At 50.6% G+C, this 17,843-nt stretch carries 20 protein-coding genes; 17 read left to right on the top strand and 3 right to left on the bottom strand.

Annotated features, from left to right (window positions below; translation table 11 throughout):
- Positions 1-35: 35 nt before the first annotated feature.
- The 15 genes from PGX44_RS09415 to dapA all read left to right on the top strand — a co-directional run bounded on the left by PGX44_RS09415 (position 36) and on the right by dapA (position 11,917).
- Positions 36-413: an Asp23/Gls24 family envelope stress response protein gene (locus tag PGX44_RS09415; RefSeq protein ID WP_186503145.1), complete on the top strand. Its 378-nt coding sequence runs from the start codon at positions 36-38 to the stop codon at positions 411-413.
- A complete protein-coding gene (locus PGX44_RS09410; RefSeq protein ID WP_498855189.1) occupies positions 410-712 on the top strand; it encodes an Asp23/Gls24 family envelope stress response protein in 303 nt (100 codons plus the stop codon). Before PGX44_RS09415 ends, PGX44_RS09410 begins: the two co-directional genes overlap by 4 nt.
- A gap of 9 nt (positions 713-721) precedes the next feature.
- A complete protein-coding gene (gene nusB, locus PGX44_RS09405; RefSeq protein WP_498855188.1) occupies positions 722-1,177 on the top strand; it encodes a transcription antitermination factor NusB in 456 nt (151 codons plus the stop codon).
- Positions 1,177-2,133 (top strand): tRNA (adenosine(37)-N6)-threonylcarbamoyltransferase complex transferase subunit TsaD, encoded by a 957-nt coding sequence (locus tag PGX44_RS09400; protein ID WP_498855187.1) that lies wholly within the window; start codon positions 1,177-1,179, stop codon positions 2,131-2,133. Before nusB ends, PGX44_RS09400 begins: the two co-directional genes overlap by 1 nt.
- A complete protein-coding gene (xseA, locus tag PGX44_RS09395; protein WP_498855186.1) occupies positions 2,130-3,347 on the top strand; it encodes an exodeoxyribonuclease VII large subunit in 1,218 nt (405 codons plus the stop codon). The genes PGX44_RS09400 and xseA overlap by 4 nt, the downstream gene beginning before the upstream one ends.
- Positions 3,328-3,579, top strand: a complete 252-nt coding sequence (gene xseB / locus PGX44_RS09390; protein ID WP_498855185.1) for an exodeoxyribonuclease VII small subunit — start codon at positions 3,328-3,330, stop codon at positions 3,577-3,579. The genes xseA and xseB overlap by 20 nt, the downstream gene beginning before the upstream one ends.
- A complete protein-coding gene (locus PGX44_RS09385) occupies positions 3,576-4,460 on the top strand; it encodes a polyprenyl synthetase family protein (protein ID WP_498855184.1) in 885 nt (294 codons plus the stop codon). Before xseB ends, PGX44_RS09385 begins: the two co-directional genes overlap by 4 nt.
- Positions 4,461-4,472: 12 nt before the next feature.
- Positions 4,473-5,276, top strand: a complete 804-nt coding sequence (locus PGX44_RS09380; RefSeq protein WP_289001646.1) for a TlyA family RNA methyltransferase — start codon at positions 4,473-4,475, stop codon at positions 5,274-5,276.
- A 167-nt stretch (positions 5,277-5,443) separates the two neighbouring features.
- Positions 5,444-6,157: an NAD(+)/NADH kinase gene (locus PGX44_RS09375; protein ID WP_498855183.1), complete on the top strand. Its 714-nt coding sequence runs from the start codon at positions 5,444-5,446 to the stop codon at positions 6,155-6,157.
- Positions 6,157-6,732, top strand: a complete 576-nt coding sequence (gene mnmM, locus PGX44_RS09370; RefSeq protein ID WP_498855182.1) for a tRNA 5-(aminomethyl)-2-thiouridylate-methyltransferase MnmM — start codon at positions 6,157-6,159, stop codon at positions 6,730-6,732. Before PGX44_RS09375 ends, mnmM begins: the two co-directional genes overlap by 1 nt.
- A gap of 2 nt (positions 6,733-6,734) precedes the next feature.
- On the top strand, positions 6,735-7,190 hold the full coding sequence (argR, locus tag PGX44_RS09365; protein ID WP_186503154.1) for an arginine repressor: 456 nt from the start codon (positions 6,735-6,737) through the stop codon (positions 7,188-7,190).
- Positions 7,191-7,196: 6 nt separating this feature from the next.
- A complete protein-coding gene (recN, locus tag PGX44_RS09360) occupies positions 7,197-8,891 on the top strand; it encodes a DNA repair protein RecN (RefSeq protein WP_498855181.1) in 1,695 nt (564 codons plus the stop codon).
- 244 nt (positions 8,892-9,135) lie between these two features.
- Positions 9,136-9,933 carry a 4-hydroxy-tetrahydrodipicolinate reductase gene (gene dapB, locus PGX44_RS09355; RefSeq protein ID WP_186503156.1) on the top strand — a complete coding sequence of 266 codons (798 nt, stop codon included), beginning with the start codon at positions 9,136-9,138 and terminating at the stop codon, positions 9,931-9,933.
- Between the two features lie 39 nt (positions 9,934-9,972).
- Positions 9,973-11,007: an aspartate-semialdehyde dehydrogenase gene (locus PGX44_RS09350; protein WP_186503157.1), complete on the top strand. Its 1,035-nt coding sequence runs from the start codon at positions 9,973-9,975 to the stop codon at positions 11,005-11,007.
- A gap of 28 nt (positions 11,008-11,035) precedes the next feature.
- Positions 11,036-11,917 (top strand): 4-hydroxy-tetrahydrodipicolinate synthase, encoded by an 882-nt coding sequence (dapA, locus tag PGX44_RS09345; RefSeq protein ID WP_498855180.1) that lies wholly within the window; start codon positions 11,036-11,038, stop codon positions 11,915-11,917.
- A gap of 69 nt (positions 11,918-11,986) precedes the next feature.
- On the opposite strand, the gene PGX44_RS09340 is transcribed toward dapA, so the two are convergent.
- Together PGX44_RS09340 and PGX44_RS09335 are read right to left on the bottom strand one after the other, a co-directional pair.
- Complete coding sequence (locus PGX44_RS09340; protein WP_498855179.1) at positions 11,987-13,246, bottom strand: DEAD/DEAH box helicase; 1,260 nt, start codon at positions 13,244-13,246, stop codon at positions 11,987-11,989.
- A 46-nt stretch (positions 13,247-13,292) separates the two neighbouring features.
- Positions 13,293-14,573 (bottom strand): M18 family aminopeptidase, encoded by a 1,281-nt coding sequence (locus PGX44_RS09335; RefSeq protein ID WP_498855178.1) that lies wholly within the window; start codon positions 14,571-14,573, stop codon positions 13,293-13,295.
- 162 nt (positions 14,574-14,735) lie between these two features.
- Here PGX44_RS09335 and PGX44_RS09330 point away from each other — a divergent pair, with 162 nt between their 5' ends.
- Entirely contained in the window at positions 14,736-15,161 is a 426-nt protein-coding gene (locus tag PGX44_RS09330) for a hypothetical protein (protein WP_498855177.1), read from the top strand.
- Positions 15,158-16,015, top strand: a complete 858-nt coding sequence (locus tag PGX44_RS09325) for a hypothetical protein (RefSeq protein ID WP_498855176.1) — start codon at positions 15,158-15,160, stop codon at positions 16,013-16,015. Before PGX44_RS09330 ends, PGX44_RS09325 begins: the two co-directional genes overlap by 4 nt.
- A 225-nt stretch (positions 16,016-16,240) precedes the next feature.
- Here the strand turns inward: PGX44_RS09325 and potE are convergent, their stop codons facing one another.
- Positions 16,241-17,578: a putrescine-ornithine antiporter gene (potE, locus tag PGX44_RS09320; protein ID WP_498855175.1), complete on the bottom strand. Its 1,338-nt coding sequence runs from the start codon at positions 17,576-17,578 to the stop codon at positions 16,241-16,243.
- Between the last annotated feature and the right edge of the window lie 265 nt (positions 17,579-17,843).

Below are 17,843 nucleotides of genomic sequence, written 5' to 3'. Positions count from 1 at the left end.
GCGCCGGCTCCTTTTTTATCAATAAGGGAGCTGTCATGGAAACGACAAAGCAAAATGCCCTGGGCAGTATACATATTACGGATAAAGCCATCTCAGCTATTGCCTCCCAAACAGCCCTGTCTATACGGCACGTCTGCGGTCTGGAGGCGAATCTGGCCGAAGCAGCAGCACAGCGCCTGGGCCGGGGCAGCCTGAGCCGTGGCTCCGATACGGTACTGGCAGGGAATGAAGCAGAAATTACAGTACGTCTCATTGTCTCCGGTGGCTGCCGCATTCCCGACATAGCCCTGCAAGTGCAAAAAGCAGTCAAGGAAGCGGTAGAAAGGCTGACCGGGTGTACTGTGAGCGCAGTGAATGTCATGGTTACAGGCATCACATTTCCGGCAGACGGAGCAGAGGAGGCGCGGCCATGACGGAAATGGAAGAACAGGTAGAGTATATTGTCCCCAACACGGTATATGAACAATTGGTAACGATGGCTTTGCGTGAGATTCCCGGCGTGGCAGGCACGCGGGGCCGCGGCATCGTCGTACATCGTGCCGGGGAAGCCTTGGCAGTAGAAGTCCATATTGCCGGTTATTTTGGCGATAATCTGGAACAGCTGGCCCTTACGGTACAGCAGCATGTAAGTACTGCCTTAGAAACCATGGGCGAACCGGAATCCCTGGCCGTCCAGGTAACGGTTGAAGATCTTGTTTTAAAGGAAAAATAGGAGGCTTTTGTGAGCAAACATACAAAAGGAACCCGGCATAGAGCCCGGCAGCGGGCCCTGGAAATTCTCTTTTCCCGGGAGTTCCACGAAGAAAACGATATACAATACGCAGAAAATGAAATTTTGCGCAGCGGCGCAGCGGAAGATGAAACAGACGACGAAGTAGTCTTGGCTGCTGAAAACGAATACTGCGAATACTTGGTGACCACTACGACAGCCCATGTGGCTGAATTTGACGCGATTATTCAGTCCTTGTCAAAAAAATGGGATTTATCCCAGATTAACCGGGCGAACAAGAACATCATGCGCCTGACCCTGTGCGAACTTATCTATCCGAAGGAAGCAGGGCTGGCGGCTTCTATTGTCATCAATGAAGCTATCGTGCTGGCTCGGGAATATAGTGATGATCAGTCTGCCCGTTTCGTCAATGGGATTCTGGGCGCTTATACGAAGGAACGGGCCTGATGGATCTGTACCTGGGATTGGATACGAGCTGTTACACTACGTCTGTATGTGCCGTCACGGCTGACGGAAGCATCGTCGGCGATGAACGGATTATCCTTTCTGTTTCTGCCGGTGGCCGGGGCTTATCCCAGTCTAATATGGTCTACCAGCATACGCGCAACCTGCCTCTTCTTATGGAACGGCTGGCGCCGCGTTTTGCAGGCCATACGATCCGGGCCATTGCCGTCACGAGTCAGCCACGGCGCCGGGAAGACAGCTATATGCCGGCCTTTTTGGCCGGTTTGGGCTGTGCCCGTTCTTTGGCAGCTGTACTGGCTGTGCCCCTCTATACGATCAGTCATCAGGAAAACCATCTCCTGGCGGTCCTGCGCAGCCGCAATACCATTCCAGACCGGCCTTTTTATGGCCTCCATCTTTCTGGTGGTACGACCGATCTGGTCCGGGCTGTTCCTGATGCAGACGGCCTGGCGATTACCCGTGTAGGCGGCACCAGTGATATCAGTGCCGGCCAGTTTATCGACCGCGTAGGCGTTGCCCTGGGCCTGCCCTTTCCGGCAGGCGTACACCTGGAAACGTTGGCCCGTCAGTGCACGGAACACGTCAAGGGCAGCCACGTCTTTTGCCGTGACGGGGAACTCAGTTTTTCCGGTCCCGAATCACAGGCCCAGCGTTCCATTGCCCAAGGTGATGTGGATCCGGCACGCTGCAGTGCCTGGACTCTGGTGACGGTATGGCGCGGGCTGGAAATCCTCCTTGATCAATGTGGCGCTAGTGCCATGCAGCAGTTGGCCGCTGCCGGCGGAGTCATGAGCAACGGCTTTTTGCGTCAAAAACTAACTGCCTATTGCCACCGGCATGACGTAGAATTGCTCCTGGCAGAAGAAGGATTTAGTGCCGACAATGCGTCAGGCGCTGCTTTTTGGGCGGCCTGGCAGGAAAGGAAGAAAAGCGTATGAACATGAAATACGCGTCTGTTACTGAGGTCGTACGGCGTATCAAGGACGACCTCATGCAGGATTATCGCCTGCAAAGCGTAGCTATGGAAGGCAACATTATTGGCTTGAAGCGTGCGTCGAATGGCCATTATTATATGAATTTACATGATGAGCAGTGCTCTATCCGGGCCATTTTGTTCCGCAGCCGTGTGGGCCGGTCCATGGATACTGTACGCGAAGGCGATCATGTTATCGTTATCGGTGCTGTCAATGTATATGAAAAAGGCGGTACCGTTTCTTTTATTATAGAAAAGCTCTTTGCCCAGGGGATGGGCAGCTTGCAGCAGCAGTACGAACAAATCAAGGCGAAGCTCTATGAAGAAGGTTATTTTGCACCGGAGCATAAGCAGCCTATTCCCCGCTTCCCCTGGACTGTCGGCGTCCTTACGTCGGCCACGGGTGCTGTTCTCCATGATATTCATAAGATTGCAGCCGAGCGGAATCCCTATGTGGAAATTCGTCTGCTGCCCATTCCCGTCCAGGGGAAGGGCGCTGAAAAGACCATTGCCGCGGCACTTAAAAAGGCCGGAGCAGATACGTCTCTGGATGTACTGATTTTGGCACGGGGCGGCGGCTCTATGGAAGATTTGTGGTGCTTTAACAGCCCCGACGTAGTCAAGGCTATTTATGCGGCGAAGGTGCCGGTTATTACAGCCATTGGCCATGAAACGGATACGACCCTGGCTGACTACGCTGCTGATGTACGGGCGGCAACGCCTACCCACGCGGCAGAACTGGCCTTTCCCGATTTTGCGGAAATCCAGATGGAAGTAGCCGATTTAGCCGACCGGGCCTACCAATCGGTTGTCCTGCGCTTAGAACGGTGGGAACGGGACGTGGCGCGGACGAAAGCCCAGCTGCAGCCGCGGCGGTACGATGAATTTTTACAGCTGAAAAGGGCGGCTGTAGACCATCTCATCAGTCTGGCAAAGCAGCAGTTTGATCTGACCCTTACCCGCCAGAGCGGACAGGTGGCGGCACTGACCGCTTCCCTGAAGGCCATGAACCCTGCTGAGCTCGTACGCAAGGGCTATGGCCAGCTCGAGCAGGAGGGTACGATCCTTACGGCACTGTCAGCCCTGCAGGTAGATAAACCCTTGCGCATTCACGTGACGGAAGGTACCATTACAACTGAGGTAAAAGAGGTGACCACACATGGCAGGAAGCAACACTAAATTAAAGAATTTCGAAACGAATTATGCGAAACTGGAAGAAATGGTCCAGGCTTTGGAAGCGCCGGATCTGACTCTGCAGGAATCGCTCGATTTGTTTGAAAAGGCTATTAAATTATCGCAGGCCTGTGAAAGCGCGCTGGAATATGCCAGACAACGGGCACAGGCTTTGGCCGATGTGCAGGCGGAACATACGCTTTCCGGTGCAGCGGAAGAAGGGACCTTGGATTTATGAACTTCAAAGAATACATGCAGGAAAAAAAGACGTATATTGATCAGCGCCTGAGAGAATTGCTCCAGCCGGAAACGCCAGAATTTGCGAGCTTATACGAAGCCATGAATTACAGCCTTCTGGCTGGCGGCAAGCGGCTGCGTCCGATCCTCTTTCTGGCCGTGCTGGAGGTCCTGGGGAAAGACGCTCAGCCCTATCTGGATCTGGCCTGTGCTCTCGAATGTGTACATACGTATTCCCTGATTCACGACGACCTGCCCTGTATGGATAATGATGATCTGCGCCGGGGCAAACCAACCAATCATGTTGTCTATGGTGCCGGGCTGGCTACCCTCGCAGGCGATGGGCTGCTGACCTTCGCCTTTGAACTCATGGCCCGTCAGAAGCACCTGGATGCAGCCAAACTCAACCGTTGTATCGCTGTATTCGCCAAAGCTGCCGGCCCGGCCGGAATGGTAGGCGGCCAGGCTTACGATTTAGCCTGCGAAGGTCACGCGTCAATTGGTTTATCCGGTTTAAAGCTGCTGCATCATGCCAAGACAGGTACTATTTTTAAGGCAGCTATTGAGCTGGCGTCTATCTTAGGTGATGCCACGGCAGAAGAACAGCAAATGCTATCGGATTACGCCGTTCACATGGGGCTGACGTTCCAGATTACAGATGATATTCTGGATTTTACGGGCGATGAAAAGACACTGGGCAAACCCATTGGCAGCGATGAACGCAATGATAAGGCTACGTATGTGACACTCTTTTCCCTTCCGGAAGCGCAGCGCCTGGCAGACGAAGCAGCTCAGGCGGCCGTTGCCGCTATCGAACCTCTGGGGGACCGGGCCTGGTTTTTGCGCGACCTCGTCCTTTCCATGCTGACGCGCGTACAATAAGGAGGGGATGATATGCAGCATAAAGAACGACTCGATGTCCTTCTCGTAGAACGGGGCCTTTCCGAAAGCCGGGAAAAGGCGAAGGCTACGATTATGGCGGGCCTCGTATTTGTCGATGGCCAGCGGTGTGATAAAGCCGGTACAAAGCTGCCGGCCGATATAGACATTCTCGTCAAGGGCAATCCCATTCCTTACGTAGGCCGGGGCGGTCTGAAATTAGAAAAAGCCATGCAGGAATTTCCCTTGCAGTTAGAAGGCGTCACGATGATGGATATCGGTGCCTCGACAGGAGGATTTACTGATTGTGCCTTACAAAACGGGGCGGCTAAGGTCTTCGCTGTCGACGTAGGGTATGGCCAGCTGGCGTGGAAACTGCGTACAGATGAACGGGTAGTCAATATGGAACGGACCAATATCCGCAATGTGACACCGGAAGATATTGGCGAACCTGTCGACTTCATTTCGATCGACGTGTCCTTCATCTCGCTTCTAAAAATCATGCCCGCCGTAGCACCGCTCTTAAAGGCAGGCGGTTCTATGGTGACGCTCATTAAACCGCAATTCGAAGCAGGCCGGGAACACGTTGGCAAAGGCGGTATCGTGCGGGACAGAGATGTACATCGCCAGGTAATCCGCCACGTCACAGATGGTATCGCTGCCTGCGGCTTATCGCCGCTACAGCTGACCTTTTCTCCGATTAAAGGGGCAGATGGCAACATTGAATACCTGCTCTTCAGCCGTAAAGATGAACTATGTCACAATGACATAACCGATGAAATCATAGACGAAATAGTAGACATATCGCATAAAATGTAGGTGATAACGTGAGGATTGGCATTTTTCCTAATCTAGTAAAAAAAGAGAGTACGCAGATTGTAAAGAAATTAATAGACCTCTGCGAAAAATATGGGCAAAATTATTATCTTCCTGCCTATGTCGCACAGAGTACACAAGACTTTTATCACCACGTAGAAGCATCTCATTTGCTGCCCCATCTGCCGCTCCTGAATACCATTGATGTGGCTCTTGTCTTAGGCGGAGATGGTACGATTTTAAAATTAGCCAGCCAGTTTGCGGCAGCGGATATCCCCATTTGCGGAGTCAATCTTGGTTCCCTGGGCTTTTTGTACGAAGTTGAAATACGGAATCTGGAACAACGCTTTTGTGATATCCTGGAAGGCCGCTATTTCTTGGAAAAGCGCATGATGCTTCACTCCGAACTGGCCTATGAAGATGGCTCTGTCCAGGTTTTGTCGGAAGCCCTGAATGATGTGGTCATCGGCCATGGCAATGTAGGCAAAATGACTCGTATCGATATGAGTATTAACGGTCATTTTATTCAGCAGTATCCCAGCGATGGCATGATTATCTCCACGCCGACGGGCTCTACAGGCTATACCTTTTCTGCCGGCGGCCCCATTATTTCACCGGATGTGCACTGTCTCATGGTTACCCCTATTTGTCCTCATTTGCTTCTCAAGGTGCCCCTGGTTTTGAGCAATACCGATACGGTCAGCCTTTCCGTAGCTAACAGCCGCAACAGCATCCGTATTTCTGTAGATGGTATGATGGACCAGGAATTTACTAAGAATATGGTCATTCATATTCATGAATCGGATAAAGTGCTAAAGATTATCCGCTTTAATAAAAATTATTTTTATAAGAATCTTTTTACAAAATTAATGGGGAAGGGCTAATGGAACAGTATCCTTTAAAAAATGCCGTATATGTAGGACATGCCTTGTTACAGCCATACATTCCGACAGCACGCGTACTTGTTGATATGACCTGTGGCAACGGACATGATACAGCCTTTCTGGCCGGCCATATGTCGCCACAAGCGACGCTCTATGCGTTTGATCTGCAGGCGCAGGCTATTGAAGTTACGCGAAAACGGCTGGCCGCAGAGAATCTGTGGTCCCCTCAGATCAAGCTGCAGCAGGGATCGCACGATAAGCTCCTGGAAGAGCTGCAGGAAACAGCGGATATTATTCTCTTTAATTTGGGTTATTTGCCGTCAGGTGATCATTCTCTTTGCACAAAAAGTGAAATTACCATAAAAGCAATAAAAATAGGCTTGCATAAAATTGCGAAAATGGGTATAATTATGATAGCAGCGTACCCCGGCACAGAAACAGGTGCTGCCGAGGCTGAGGCTGTCCGTTCGTTTTTACAGAAGTTGCCCCAGAAGGAGTTTGATGTATCCTCCTGGCAGCCTCTTAACCAGATACATTTTCCGCCGATTTTATATATGATACAGAAAAGAGGGTAATTATGAAGAGATTCCGCTATACGAAAATCAAAGAAATTGTGCAGTCCCGTCCGATTGAAACACAGGAAGAACTGGCCAAGGCCTTACAGGAAGAAGGTATTGAAGTTACTCAGGCTACGGTTTCTCGTGATATTAAAGAACTCATGCTGGTCAAGGTACCGACGAGCGATGGCCACTACCGCTACGCTCTGAGCCAGGAACAAAGCATGCTCATGTCTAAAAACCGTGTGGCCCGCCTGTTCCAGGATTCGATCGTCCGCGTCGATTCGTGCCTGAACCAAATTGTCGTTCGCACCATGCCCGGTTCGGCATCGATGGTGGCATCGGCCATTGATTTGGCTAAATGGGAAAACGTAATTGGCACCATTGCCGGCGACGATACGATTCTGATCATTACCAATAATCCCGATAGTGTACCGAAAATTACTAAAATTATCGTTTCTTTAATGAAGGACTGATGCCGTATGCTGCAGTCGCTGCATATACACAATTTTGCTCTCATTGAAGATTTGCACCTTAGCTTTGCCGATGGCGTGACGATCCTCACCGGGGAAACCGGCGCCGGGAAATCCATTCTTTTGGACGCCATCGGTATGCTGAGCGGCAAACGGGCCTCCGCGTCGTTCGTCCGGCACGGTACAGACGTATTCCTCGTTGAGGGAGCGTTCTTTTTTTTGGATAAAAAGGGTGACCTGTCCAAGCTCTTACAAGAAAATCACATTGAATGGGAAGACGGACAGCTTATTATTTCCCGCCGCTTTCATCGTAACGGCCGTGGCTCCATTCTGGTCAATGGCACGCTCGTACCGGTAACGGTCGTGCGTCGTATTGCCGCCTATTTGCTGGATATTCACGGCCAGTTCGATAACCAGCTGATTTTTGACCCGGCCTATCACGTGCAGATTCTCGATAGCCTCACGCCGTCCCTAAAACAGACGCGGGAAGAATATGATGACCTCTACAAGGATTGGGCCAGACTTTGCCGGGAAGCCAGACACCTGCAAAAGGACGAACAGGAAAAGGCACGCCTCTTAAGCATTTATGATTTTCAGATCAAGGAAATTGAAGGGGCCCAGCTAAAAGAAAAGGAAGATGAGGAACTGGAAGAACAGATCAACAAGAGTTCCCATGCCGAACACATTAAGGATACGCTGCGGACGGCCTTGTTTGCCTTTGAAGGCGGCGAGCGGCAGAAAGGTCTGACGGAACAGATCGATGCCGTTCATCGTAGTCTTGAAAAGGCTTCTGCCTATGAACCGGCCTTTGTAGAATTGGCAAAACGGGCAGAAACCCTGTCGTACGAACTGGAAGATGTGCACGATCAGATTGCCCGCTATGCCGATTCCTTCCATTTCGATGAAAAGGCCTTAGACAAGATGCAGTCCCGCCTCGCTGCCATTGAAAAGCTGAAACGTAAGTATGGTTTTACTATTGAAGAAATTTTTGCTTTTCTCAAAAAGGCCAAGCATGAGTATGGTCGTTTGGCCGAGTCGGAAAGTACGCTGGCTGAACTCGAAGCAGCCATTCAGAAAAAGGAAAAAGCGCTACGCCGCAAGGCCGATGAGCTGTTGTCATTGCGCCAGGCTGCGGATACGGACTTCCGCCAGCGCATGGAAGACACGCTGCAACGGCTAGGCCTCATCAACAGCCGCATTTGTTTTCATATCGAACCGATGCAGGCTATTACAGCGGACGGGGCCGCCAATATTGAGCTGTATTTTTCCGCTAATACAGGCGAGGCGATGCAGCCCTTAGCGAAAATCGCCTCAGGCGGGGAAGTATCCCGTATTGCCTTAGCCCTGAAGACGACTAATCCCAATCAAAATAATGGCCGCACGGTTATTTTCGATGAAATCGACGTGGGTATAAGCGGTCAGACCGGCCTTCAGGTAGCTGCAGAAATACGCAAATTAAGACACCGCGGCCAGGTCTTCTGCATTACCCATCTGCCACAGACGGCGGCCATTGCCGATCATCACGATTTCATTTATAAGGAAGAAAAGGAAGGCCGTACGCTGACCCGGGTCCGTTGCCTTACCGAAGCAGAGCACGTCCGGGAAATTGCCCGTATGTTTGCCGGTGATGATACGAGTGAGGCCAGTTTAGAGGCTGCCCGGCAGTTAGTAGAGCAAGTACGGGGCAACGATCAGAAATGCTGATAAGATGATGCTTTTCCTGCATGAAAACTGCAACGAAAAAGGTAAAAATAATTGGTAAAGCGTGTCAATGTGTGCTATATTTATAATTAGCATAATGTAAAGGGATAGTCTTTATGTATCTGTTGCACTGATACTATGAATTCGCAGCGCCGATGAGAGATACAGCTATTCATTTATTTTATAGTAAGGTGGACATCACTGTTGCCGTGTGGCATCAGAATCTGCCGGCAAGGAGTGTGATAATATGCTGAAGGTACTCGTAAATGGGGCAGACGGCCGTATGGGTAGCCAGGTAGTAAAAGCCGTGTATGATGATAAAGAATTAGAACTGGTCGGTGGCGTCAGTATTTCGCACGTTGGCGAAGATGCAGGCGTATTTGCCGGACTTGGTACGTTAGGCATGCCTATCCGTGCAGGATTGGGCCAGGCCCTGGATGATTTAAAACCGGATGTCGTCGTCGATTTCACGTCGCCTAAAGCCATTTTCGAAAATGCGAAAACGGTCATTGAACATGGTGTAAATATGGTTGTCGGCACGACAGGCCTGACGGCAGAACAGCGGACGGAACTGGGCAAATTGGCTGAAGCCAAGAAAACCAGCATTTTCATTGCGCCAAACTTCGGCCTCGGGGCTGTACTGATGATGAAAATTTCTACAGAAGTGGCCAAGTATCTGCCGGATGTAGAAATCATTGAAATGCATCACAATAACAAGCTCGATGCTCCGTCTGGTACGGCAATCATGACGGCGAACCAGATTGCGGCAGCCCGCAAGGAAGCCGGTATCGAACCGGCGCCGGATAAGACCCACGAAAGTCTCGACGGTGCCCGTGGTGCCAAGGTTGACGGCATTACCATTCACAGTGTGCGCCTGCCCGGCTATGTAGCCCATCAGCAGGTACTCTTTGGTGGCTATGGCGAATACCTGACGATTCGCCACGATTCCATCGACCGCAAGTCGTTTATGCCGGGCGTTATCCTGGCTGTAAAGAAAGTCGGTTCCTATCCGGGCCTGACCTTTGGTCTGGAAAATTTCTTATAATCTAAACGAGGGAACCGGGGTTATAGGGGGAATTTTAATATGACAAAGAAACCGGTAGTAGCTATTTTAGGTGCCACAGGCGCTGTAGGACAGGAATTTATCCGCTTGATTGAAGAACGGAATTTTCCGTACAGTACGTTAAAATTACTGGCGTCCGCCCGGTCTGCTGGCAAAAAAATGACTGTTAACGGACAGGAATATACAATTGAAGAAGCGAAACCGGAATCCTTTGATGGCGTAGACATCGGTTTATTTGCCGGTGGCTCCATTAGTAAGGAACTGGGGCCGGAAGCAGCAAAACGCGGCTGTGTCGTCATCGATAATTCCAGTACCTTCCGGATGGATCCGGAAGTGCCGCTCGTCGTGCCGGAAGTCAATCCGGAAGACATTTCGTGGCATAAAAATATCATTGCCAATCCGAACTGCTCGACCATCATCATGCTCATGGCCTTAAAGCCTATTCACGATCTTTCTCCTATCAAGAAAATCGTCGTCAGCACGTATCAGGCCGTATCCGGTGCAGGCAAAGAAGGTCTCGATGAATTGCGGGAAGAAACGGTGGATTATCTCAATGGCAGAGAAATGCAGCCACATATCCTGCCGAGCAAATCCCTGCCCAAACATTATCCGATTGCCTTCAACCTGATTCCGCAGATCGATAAGTTCATGGAAAATGATTATACAAAAGAAGAAATGAAAATGGTAAATGAAACACATAAGATGCTTCACGATGCCAGCATTGCCATTACGCCGACGACGGTCCGTGTACCGGTCTTCCGCAGCCACGCCGAATCCATCATGGTGGAAACGGCCGATGAACTGAGCGTAGAAGACGTACGCAAGGCCATTCAGGCCTTCCCGGGCGCACAGGTACAGGATAATCCTGCTGAAATGGACTATCCTATGCCGCTCTATACATCGGAAAAATATGATGTATATGTAGGCCGTATCCGTAAAGATATTTATAACCCGAAAGCCATTAATCTTTGGGTTTCCGGTGACCAGATTCGTAAAGGGGCAGCATTGAACGCGTTGCAGATTGCTGAATACATGCTGGCTCATGATATGATCTAATATGCATTGTTACGGGAGTTGATTTACTATGTTAACCTTTCCAAATGTAATCACAGCTATGATTACCCCGTTCCATGAAGATGGCTCCGTCAATTATGAAGCCTTCCGGGAATTGGCAGAAAAATATACAGCCCAAGGCTCGGGCATTCTCGTTGCCGCGACGACAGGTGAAGGCGCCGTCATGACGGAAGACGAAAAGCTGAAGCTCTTCAAAATTGCCGCCGATGCCTTGAAGGATAAAACCCTCGTCATGGCTAACGTAGGGACTAATAATACAGCGCAGACCATCGATTTGATCAAGAGGACCGAAGGTCTTGGCGTTGATGCCCTCTTGTGCATCGTTCCGTATTATAATAAGCCGAACCAGGATGGCTGCTATGCACACTTTGCAGCTATTGCCAAGTCGACGAAATTGCCGATCTTCATTTATAACGTACCGGGCCGTACGGGCGGGAAAATCGAAGCACCGACCCTGTGCCGCTTAGCTCATGACTTCCCGAACATCATCGGCCTGAAGGACGCCAGCGGTGACCTGGATTATGCCGGTTATGTGGCAGCCAACGCCCCGGCAGGCTTCCACCTGTACAGTGGCGATGACAATCTGACTCTGCCGATCATTGCCGTCGGTGGTGAAGGTGTTGTCTCCGTCGCGTCCCACGTGATCTGCAAAGAAATGAGCGAAATGATTCAGGCTCATAAAGACGGTGACGTTAAAAAGGCTGCGGCTATGCACCAGAAGTATCTGCCCTTTATGAAAGGGATTTTCTGTACGGTCAGCCCTGTACCCATCAAGACCATGGTCAACATGCTCGGTTTCCCGGCCGGCCCGCTCCGCCTGCCTTTGGTAGAAGCTTCGCCGGAAGTTCGCGCTAAATGCCAGCAGCTCCTCAAAGATATTGGCAGACTTTGATCTGACGTAATATAAACAACCCCCGTTATCAGCCTATGCTGGTAACGGGGGTTGTTTTGTTGTATCCGGTTACTTGCGGCGACGCCGGTTGTCGCCACCTTTATGAAGTGTTTTATGGCGCTTGCTCTTCGTGGCCTGGTACGTGCTGGCTGGTAATTTATCCTTGAATACCTTTTTGCGTTTAGGCGCTGTATTCGCGGCTTTTACGCGCACTTGGCCGTTGGCAGCGTACTTGGTAATCGTCGCCTGAATGTTGTGTTCAATGCGGCGTACCCACGTTTCATCAGCGGCCGTAGCGAACATGATGGCCAGACCTTCGCTGCCGGCACGGCCTGTACGGCCAATACGATGAATATAATAATCGACGTCGTGAGGCACGTCATAGCTGAAGACGTGCGTGATTCCTTCAATATCGATGCCGCGGGCGGCAATATCCGTGGCTACGAGGATTTGCGTTTTCGCCTTGGCAAAATCGCGTAGTACCTGCGTACGCCGGCCCTGGCTCATATCGCCGTGGAGCTCGCCAATATTGAAGCCCCGGGCGATGAGATCACTGGCCAGGATAGACGTGCGTTCCTTCGTATTGCAAAAGACGATGGCTAAGTAAGGATTCATGTCCGTCAGCATCCGGCAAAGGAGCTCTAGCTTGTGTTCTTCACTGACCATATAAATGCGCTGTTCAATCGTCTCCAAGGCAATCGTTTCTCCTTCGCGCACGTTGAGCACTAAGGGATTGGTCATGTGTTTCTTGGCCAGATTACGAATCTTGTCGGGAATCGTAGCCGAAAAGAAAAGCAGCTGCCGGCTCTTAGGTGTCATGGAAATGAGCATATCAATGTCTTCCAGGAATCCAGCCTGAAGCATTTGGTCTGCTTCGTCGACGATCACCCGTTTGACGTTGGATAAATCGAGGGAATTCCGGTTGCAATGGTCTAATAAGCGGCCCGGTGTACCGATGATAATATGCGGATGGCGATGCAGCTTTTGCAGCTGATTTTCAATGGTTTTACCGCCAATCAGACTGAGTACGTCTACAGAGAGGGCCGGAGCCAGTGTTTCTGCTACGTCGGCAATCTGCTTGGCCAGTTCCCGCGTCGGTGCGACGATGAGTACCTGTTCCCGTGAGAGATCCGTACGGATCTGCTGCAGTGCCGGCAAGAGGAAGGCCAGGGTTTTGCCTGTACCGGTCTGGGCCTGGGCCAAAACGTCGCGGCCTTTAAAGAGCGCCGGGATAGACTGGGCCTGAATTTCTGTAGGCTCGTCAATGCCCTGTTTATGCAATAAATCGGAAATAAAGGGCGTAACACCCAGGGTTTGAAATGTTTTCATGTGTATACCTTTCTATAGAGAAAATGAAGGGCTGTCAAACAATGACTCAGCCTGCAAAGAAGGCTGTGAGAAGCTGCGTCAGGGCATCCTGGTCCCTGGTTCCCATGAGTTCCCGTGCCGAATGCATGGCCAAGAGTGGCACGCCGATATCCATGGCGCGGATAGCCAGGTTAGCCGAGACGAGTGAGCCTAAGGTAGAGCCGCCACGGATATCCGAGCGGTTGACGTAGTATTGCCAGGGGATGTCATTCGTTTCACAGAGTGCGCGGATGATGGCGATTGATTCGGCATCGCAGACGTAGCTCTGGCTGGCAGCCGTTTTCAGGACAACACCGCCGTTTAAGACAGGGAAGTTCGTAATATCGTTTTTTTCCGGCGCATTGGGATGGAGGGCGTGGGCTACGTCTACAGAGAGCAGGAAGGCCCTGCTGAGATCTGTCAGATAGTCGTTTTGCGTAAGACCCAGGGCGGCATAGATGCGCTGCAGGACGTTGGGCAGCGCTGCCGATAAGGCACCCTGTTTGGTCCGGCTGCCTACTTCTTCATTATCGAAGAGGGCAATGAGGGAGAGGCCGTCGGCCTCTTTGACTGTTACGAGGCCGTCCAGGCAGGCCAGAACAGAGGTCATGTTGTCCAAACGCGATGCGGAAATGAGTTCATCGTGAGCACCTAAATAGCACGGCGGTTCTACGGGATAAGCCGTCAGCTCGTAGGCCAATATGGCGTCGCTGTCGACTTGTAAGGCATCCGCCAAATAGGAGAGGAGAGATTCTTCCGCTAGTTCTGTACCGTCACAGGAAAAGAGGGGCAGCATGTCCTTTTGTGGATTGAGGACGAGTCCGTCGTTAGTCTTTGGTTCCATATGAATGGCCAGGCTGGGAATGGTCAGCAAGGGCCGCGTCAGGTTCACGTATTGTGTGCGGGGCTGAAAGGCATCACTGCCACGAAGGACGATCTTGCCGGCCAAGGATAAAGGACGGTCCAGCCAGGTGCTGCGGTTCATACCGCCGTAAACTTCCACGTTCAGGCGGCTGTAGACGCGCTGTTTGGCAACGGCCTGAGGCTTTATGCGCAAGCAGGGGAAATCTGTATGGGCAGCGGCCAGACGCACATGGCTGCGTACATTCTTACCGATATGAAAGGCCATGAGAGCTGAGCCATAGAGAGACACAAAATAGCTGCCTCCCTGGTGCAGGTGCCAGGCCTGCGTCCACGGTAGTTCTTTATAGCCATGACGGCGCAACACGTCCTTGCCGGCCCGTACGGCGTGATAGGGAGAAACGGCTTGGGTCAGGAATGAAAAAAGAGGTTCTGTTTGTATGGTCATATGTCTTTCCTTTCGTCAAAGCAAATATATCATGTTTATTATACCATGGATGCGCTTATCGTGCAGTCTTCCGCCGTAACGCAAGGCTACCCAAGGCTTCTATAATTTGATATACTAAAGAAGATGTAGCCCAAATGACTACGAGTACAGGAGGCAGATACCATGAGCTTATGGCGTGATCTTATCCGTCAATGCGTTTTTATGAGTTTTTTCATTATTCCTATTCCCATCGGTTCGTATACGATCCATAGCGGTTCCAGTGCGGCTGTCGCACTGATTTCTTATATCGTTCTTTCTTTCGTCATTCCTTTGGCCTATCTGGGCAGCCGGGAGGCTTCCTTTGGCCCGCACAGTGAAGTGATTACGCGCACGAGTTATGTGTGCGTCTGGATTCTTCTGGCACTTGCCGGCATTGTTTTCAGCAAGTTCATGGGACCTGTATGGAAGCATTCGTCCTTTTGGAATTGGCCGACCTTCGGCAGGGACATTGTTTTTATCATTCTCATGTATATTGAACTTTGTCTTACTATGGCCGGCGCCTACGTGCAAACGCGGCTCATGGGCAAGACAGAAGGGAGGGGCCTATGAATAGAGAAGCATGGCGTCAGCGGGCCCTGTCTATTGGCTGGCTGGCCGTCTGTCTGATTCCGGTACCCTTTGGGGCCTTTGCGTCAGACCGGGTATTCTTTGTCACTCTTTCTTTTTTGATCTTCGCTCTGGGCTCGTTTTTGTTGCCTCTATGGCTGCGGCACAGACAGATTAAAAAACAGGGGACCTCAGCCTATGCGACAACAGCTATGCAGCTGTACGCCTCATTGACGGGGCTCCTCTTTTCTCTCAGCTTTTTGGATCTGCTCAATTCGTCAGTCCTATGGCAGAACTATTACAGCCGCGTGGCGGCCTATTTTTTGTGGATGCTGACGACCTTGATTTTGCAGAGCCTGCTGGCACGGGGCTTTGACTGGTGGAAAGATAACCGCCGCAAGCACGCCTATTCCGAGTTTTTGGATCCCTGTCTCTATGCTCTGCCAATTCCTTGTGTCTTCTTTGGCACTACCTTTTTTCATTCTATGAATGAGTTCGATCAGCTTAGCCTTTTCGGTCCGGGAATTTTCGTCCTCATGGGACTTTGTTATTTCCTCACGCTTATCTTTGTCATCGGCACGCTGGTCTTATATTTCTATCCCCGTAAGAACCGGTACAGTTCGTCGGCAGAACGGGCCTGGCAGCTGGTTCGGCTGCTGATCATGCTTCTCGTCTGGGTGGGACTGCACGTGCCGTCTTCTCCCTATATCAGCTTTTCCGTAGGCATTACGCCCATTTTCCAGGGGAGTTATTTGGTCTATCTCATTCCCCTGGTGGCAGAAGCATTGGCTCTTTGCGTAGCTGTAGCCTGCAGTAATCTCGTATTCCTCGTGCCGTCTAACAAAAAGTATCTATAGTCATGCAAAACGCTGTTCTCCTTTTGTGGAAGGCAGCGTTTTTTTGCGCTCCAGAGACATGTTGACGGCCTGTAGCACAAATAGAGTAATCTTTCCTAGGGTGTATAGATAAATCGGCACAGAGAGGCACGTAGGGGGAATTTATAATACACGGATACAAAAGAACGGCACCTAATGGAAGCATACATTCATTAGGTGCCGTTCCGTTATGACTGGTTGTATAGCTTAGCTTTTTACGCGTTGTTCCTGAATAAAGGTCTGTTTCATAATGTTGAAGCGGACGACATAGGTCATCCAGCCGATGAGCAGAGCAGTGCAGCCACCGAGGAAGGTGGGCAGATCCAGTGTCGTCATGGCATAGAAACAATAGATAATCGATACGCCGGCGAGAAAATACGACGTATTCCGGTTACAGACACTGCCATCAATGCCTTCCTGATCCAAAATGGATTTTAAGGCTGCCGAGCAGAGAATGTAGGGGATGACGTTGGTAACGACGGCCAGATTGGCCAGGTTTTCGAACTGTTCCGACAAGGTCGGGCTGATGGTCATAAAGGATAACAGAGTCTGGATGATGAGAATGACGATGATGCCCTTCAAGGGTACATCCGATTCGGTAACCTTGGCAAAGACCTTCGGGAAGAGGCCACGCTGGGCGCTGGTTTTAAAAACACGGGCTAAAGTGAACTGCCACGAAAGGAGCGAGCCTGCGCAGGAGAAAACCATGAGACCCATGACGACCTTACCGGCTGTAGAACCCATCATCGTAGCAAAGGCCAGACCGAACGGGGCACTGGAGCTGAGAATATCTGCATTAGGCACAATGCCGGCAATGGCATTCGTTGAAGCCACGTAGATAAAGGCCACCGCCAGGGTGCTGACAAAGGTTGCAATGGGAACCGAACGCTGCGGGTTTTCTACAGCATCCATGTTGACAGCTGCCGATTCGAGACCTAGGAACGACCAGAGCGTCAGGGCAATGGAATTGCCTACGGCATCGCTGAAACCAAAGCTGTTGGGATTCCACGAGGAAATCCAGAGCTGGGGATCAAACCAGAACCAGCCGATAAGGGAAATGCCTAAGACGGGAATGATGGCACCCCAGATCGTAATCGTACTGAGTTTGCCGGAGTAGCGAGAGCCGCTGAAGTTGAGTACTGCAGCGAGCCAAAGGAGAGCGATAGTATATAGACACGTTTGCACCGGCGTGAGGTCGACACCGAAGAATCCGGCACCGTAGCCTACGGCGGAAATGGCAATAGCCACATTTGCAATAACGATCGATACGGAGTAGGAGTAGCTCGTCATAAAATGTCCAAAGCGTCCAAACCGATACTCAGCATATCCTCCCATGCCACCCGGCTTGGTAGAGAACATGCCACACCTGGCAAAGGTGAGAGCCAGTGCCAGCGAGCCAAGAGAAGTAATAATCCAAGAAATAATAGAAATCGTACCAACCTCGGCCAGCTTGGTCGGCAACATTATAATGCCGGCACCGAGCATATTGGCTGCAGTGACAAACGTCAGCTGAACCATAGACATTTTACGACGGGAAGTTTTCATTATCAGTCCTTCTTTCTTAGGCCAGACACAATGTAAAAATGGACGTGTCTTTTAAAATAATAGAATCAGCCTTAATTTAAGCTAATTCATTTTAGCACTTTTAGGGTTAAAATGAAATAATTTTTTGATAAAAAAATGAAATAGATAGATAAAGTTTTTTTATTGAAAAACGGAAAAAGTGTAGTCTTTTATATTGCTTCTGTAATAAAAAAGGGGCTGTGAAATAACGCCCCTATAAAAACGAATGAGGATCACTGGCTCGAAA

Source organism: Caecibacter sp. AF58-12pH5A (assembly GCF_027681725.1).
GTDB lineage: Bacteria > Bacillota > Negativicutes > Veillonellales > Megasphaeraceae > Megasphaera > Megasphaera hominis.
The sequence above is the reverse complement of the archived record's forward strand: the minus strand, read 5'-3'. Positions and strand labels throughout refer to the sequence as shown.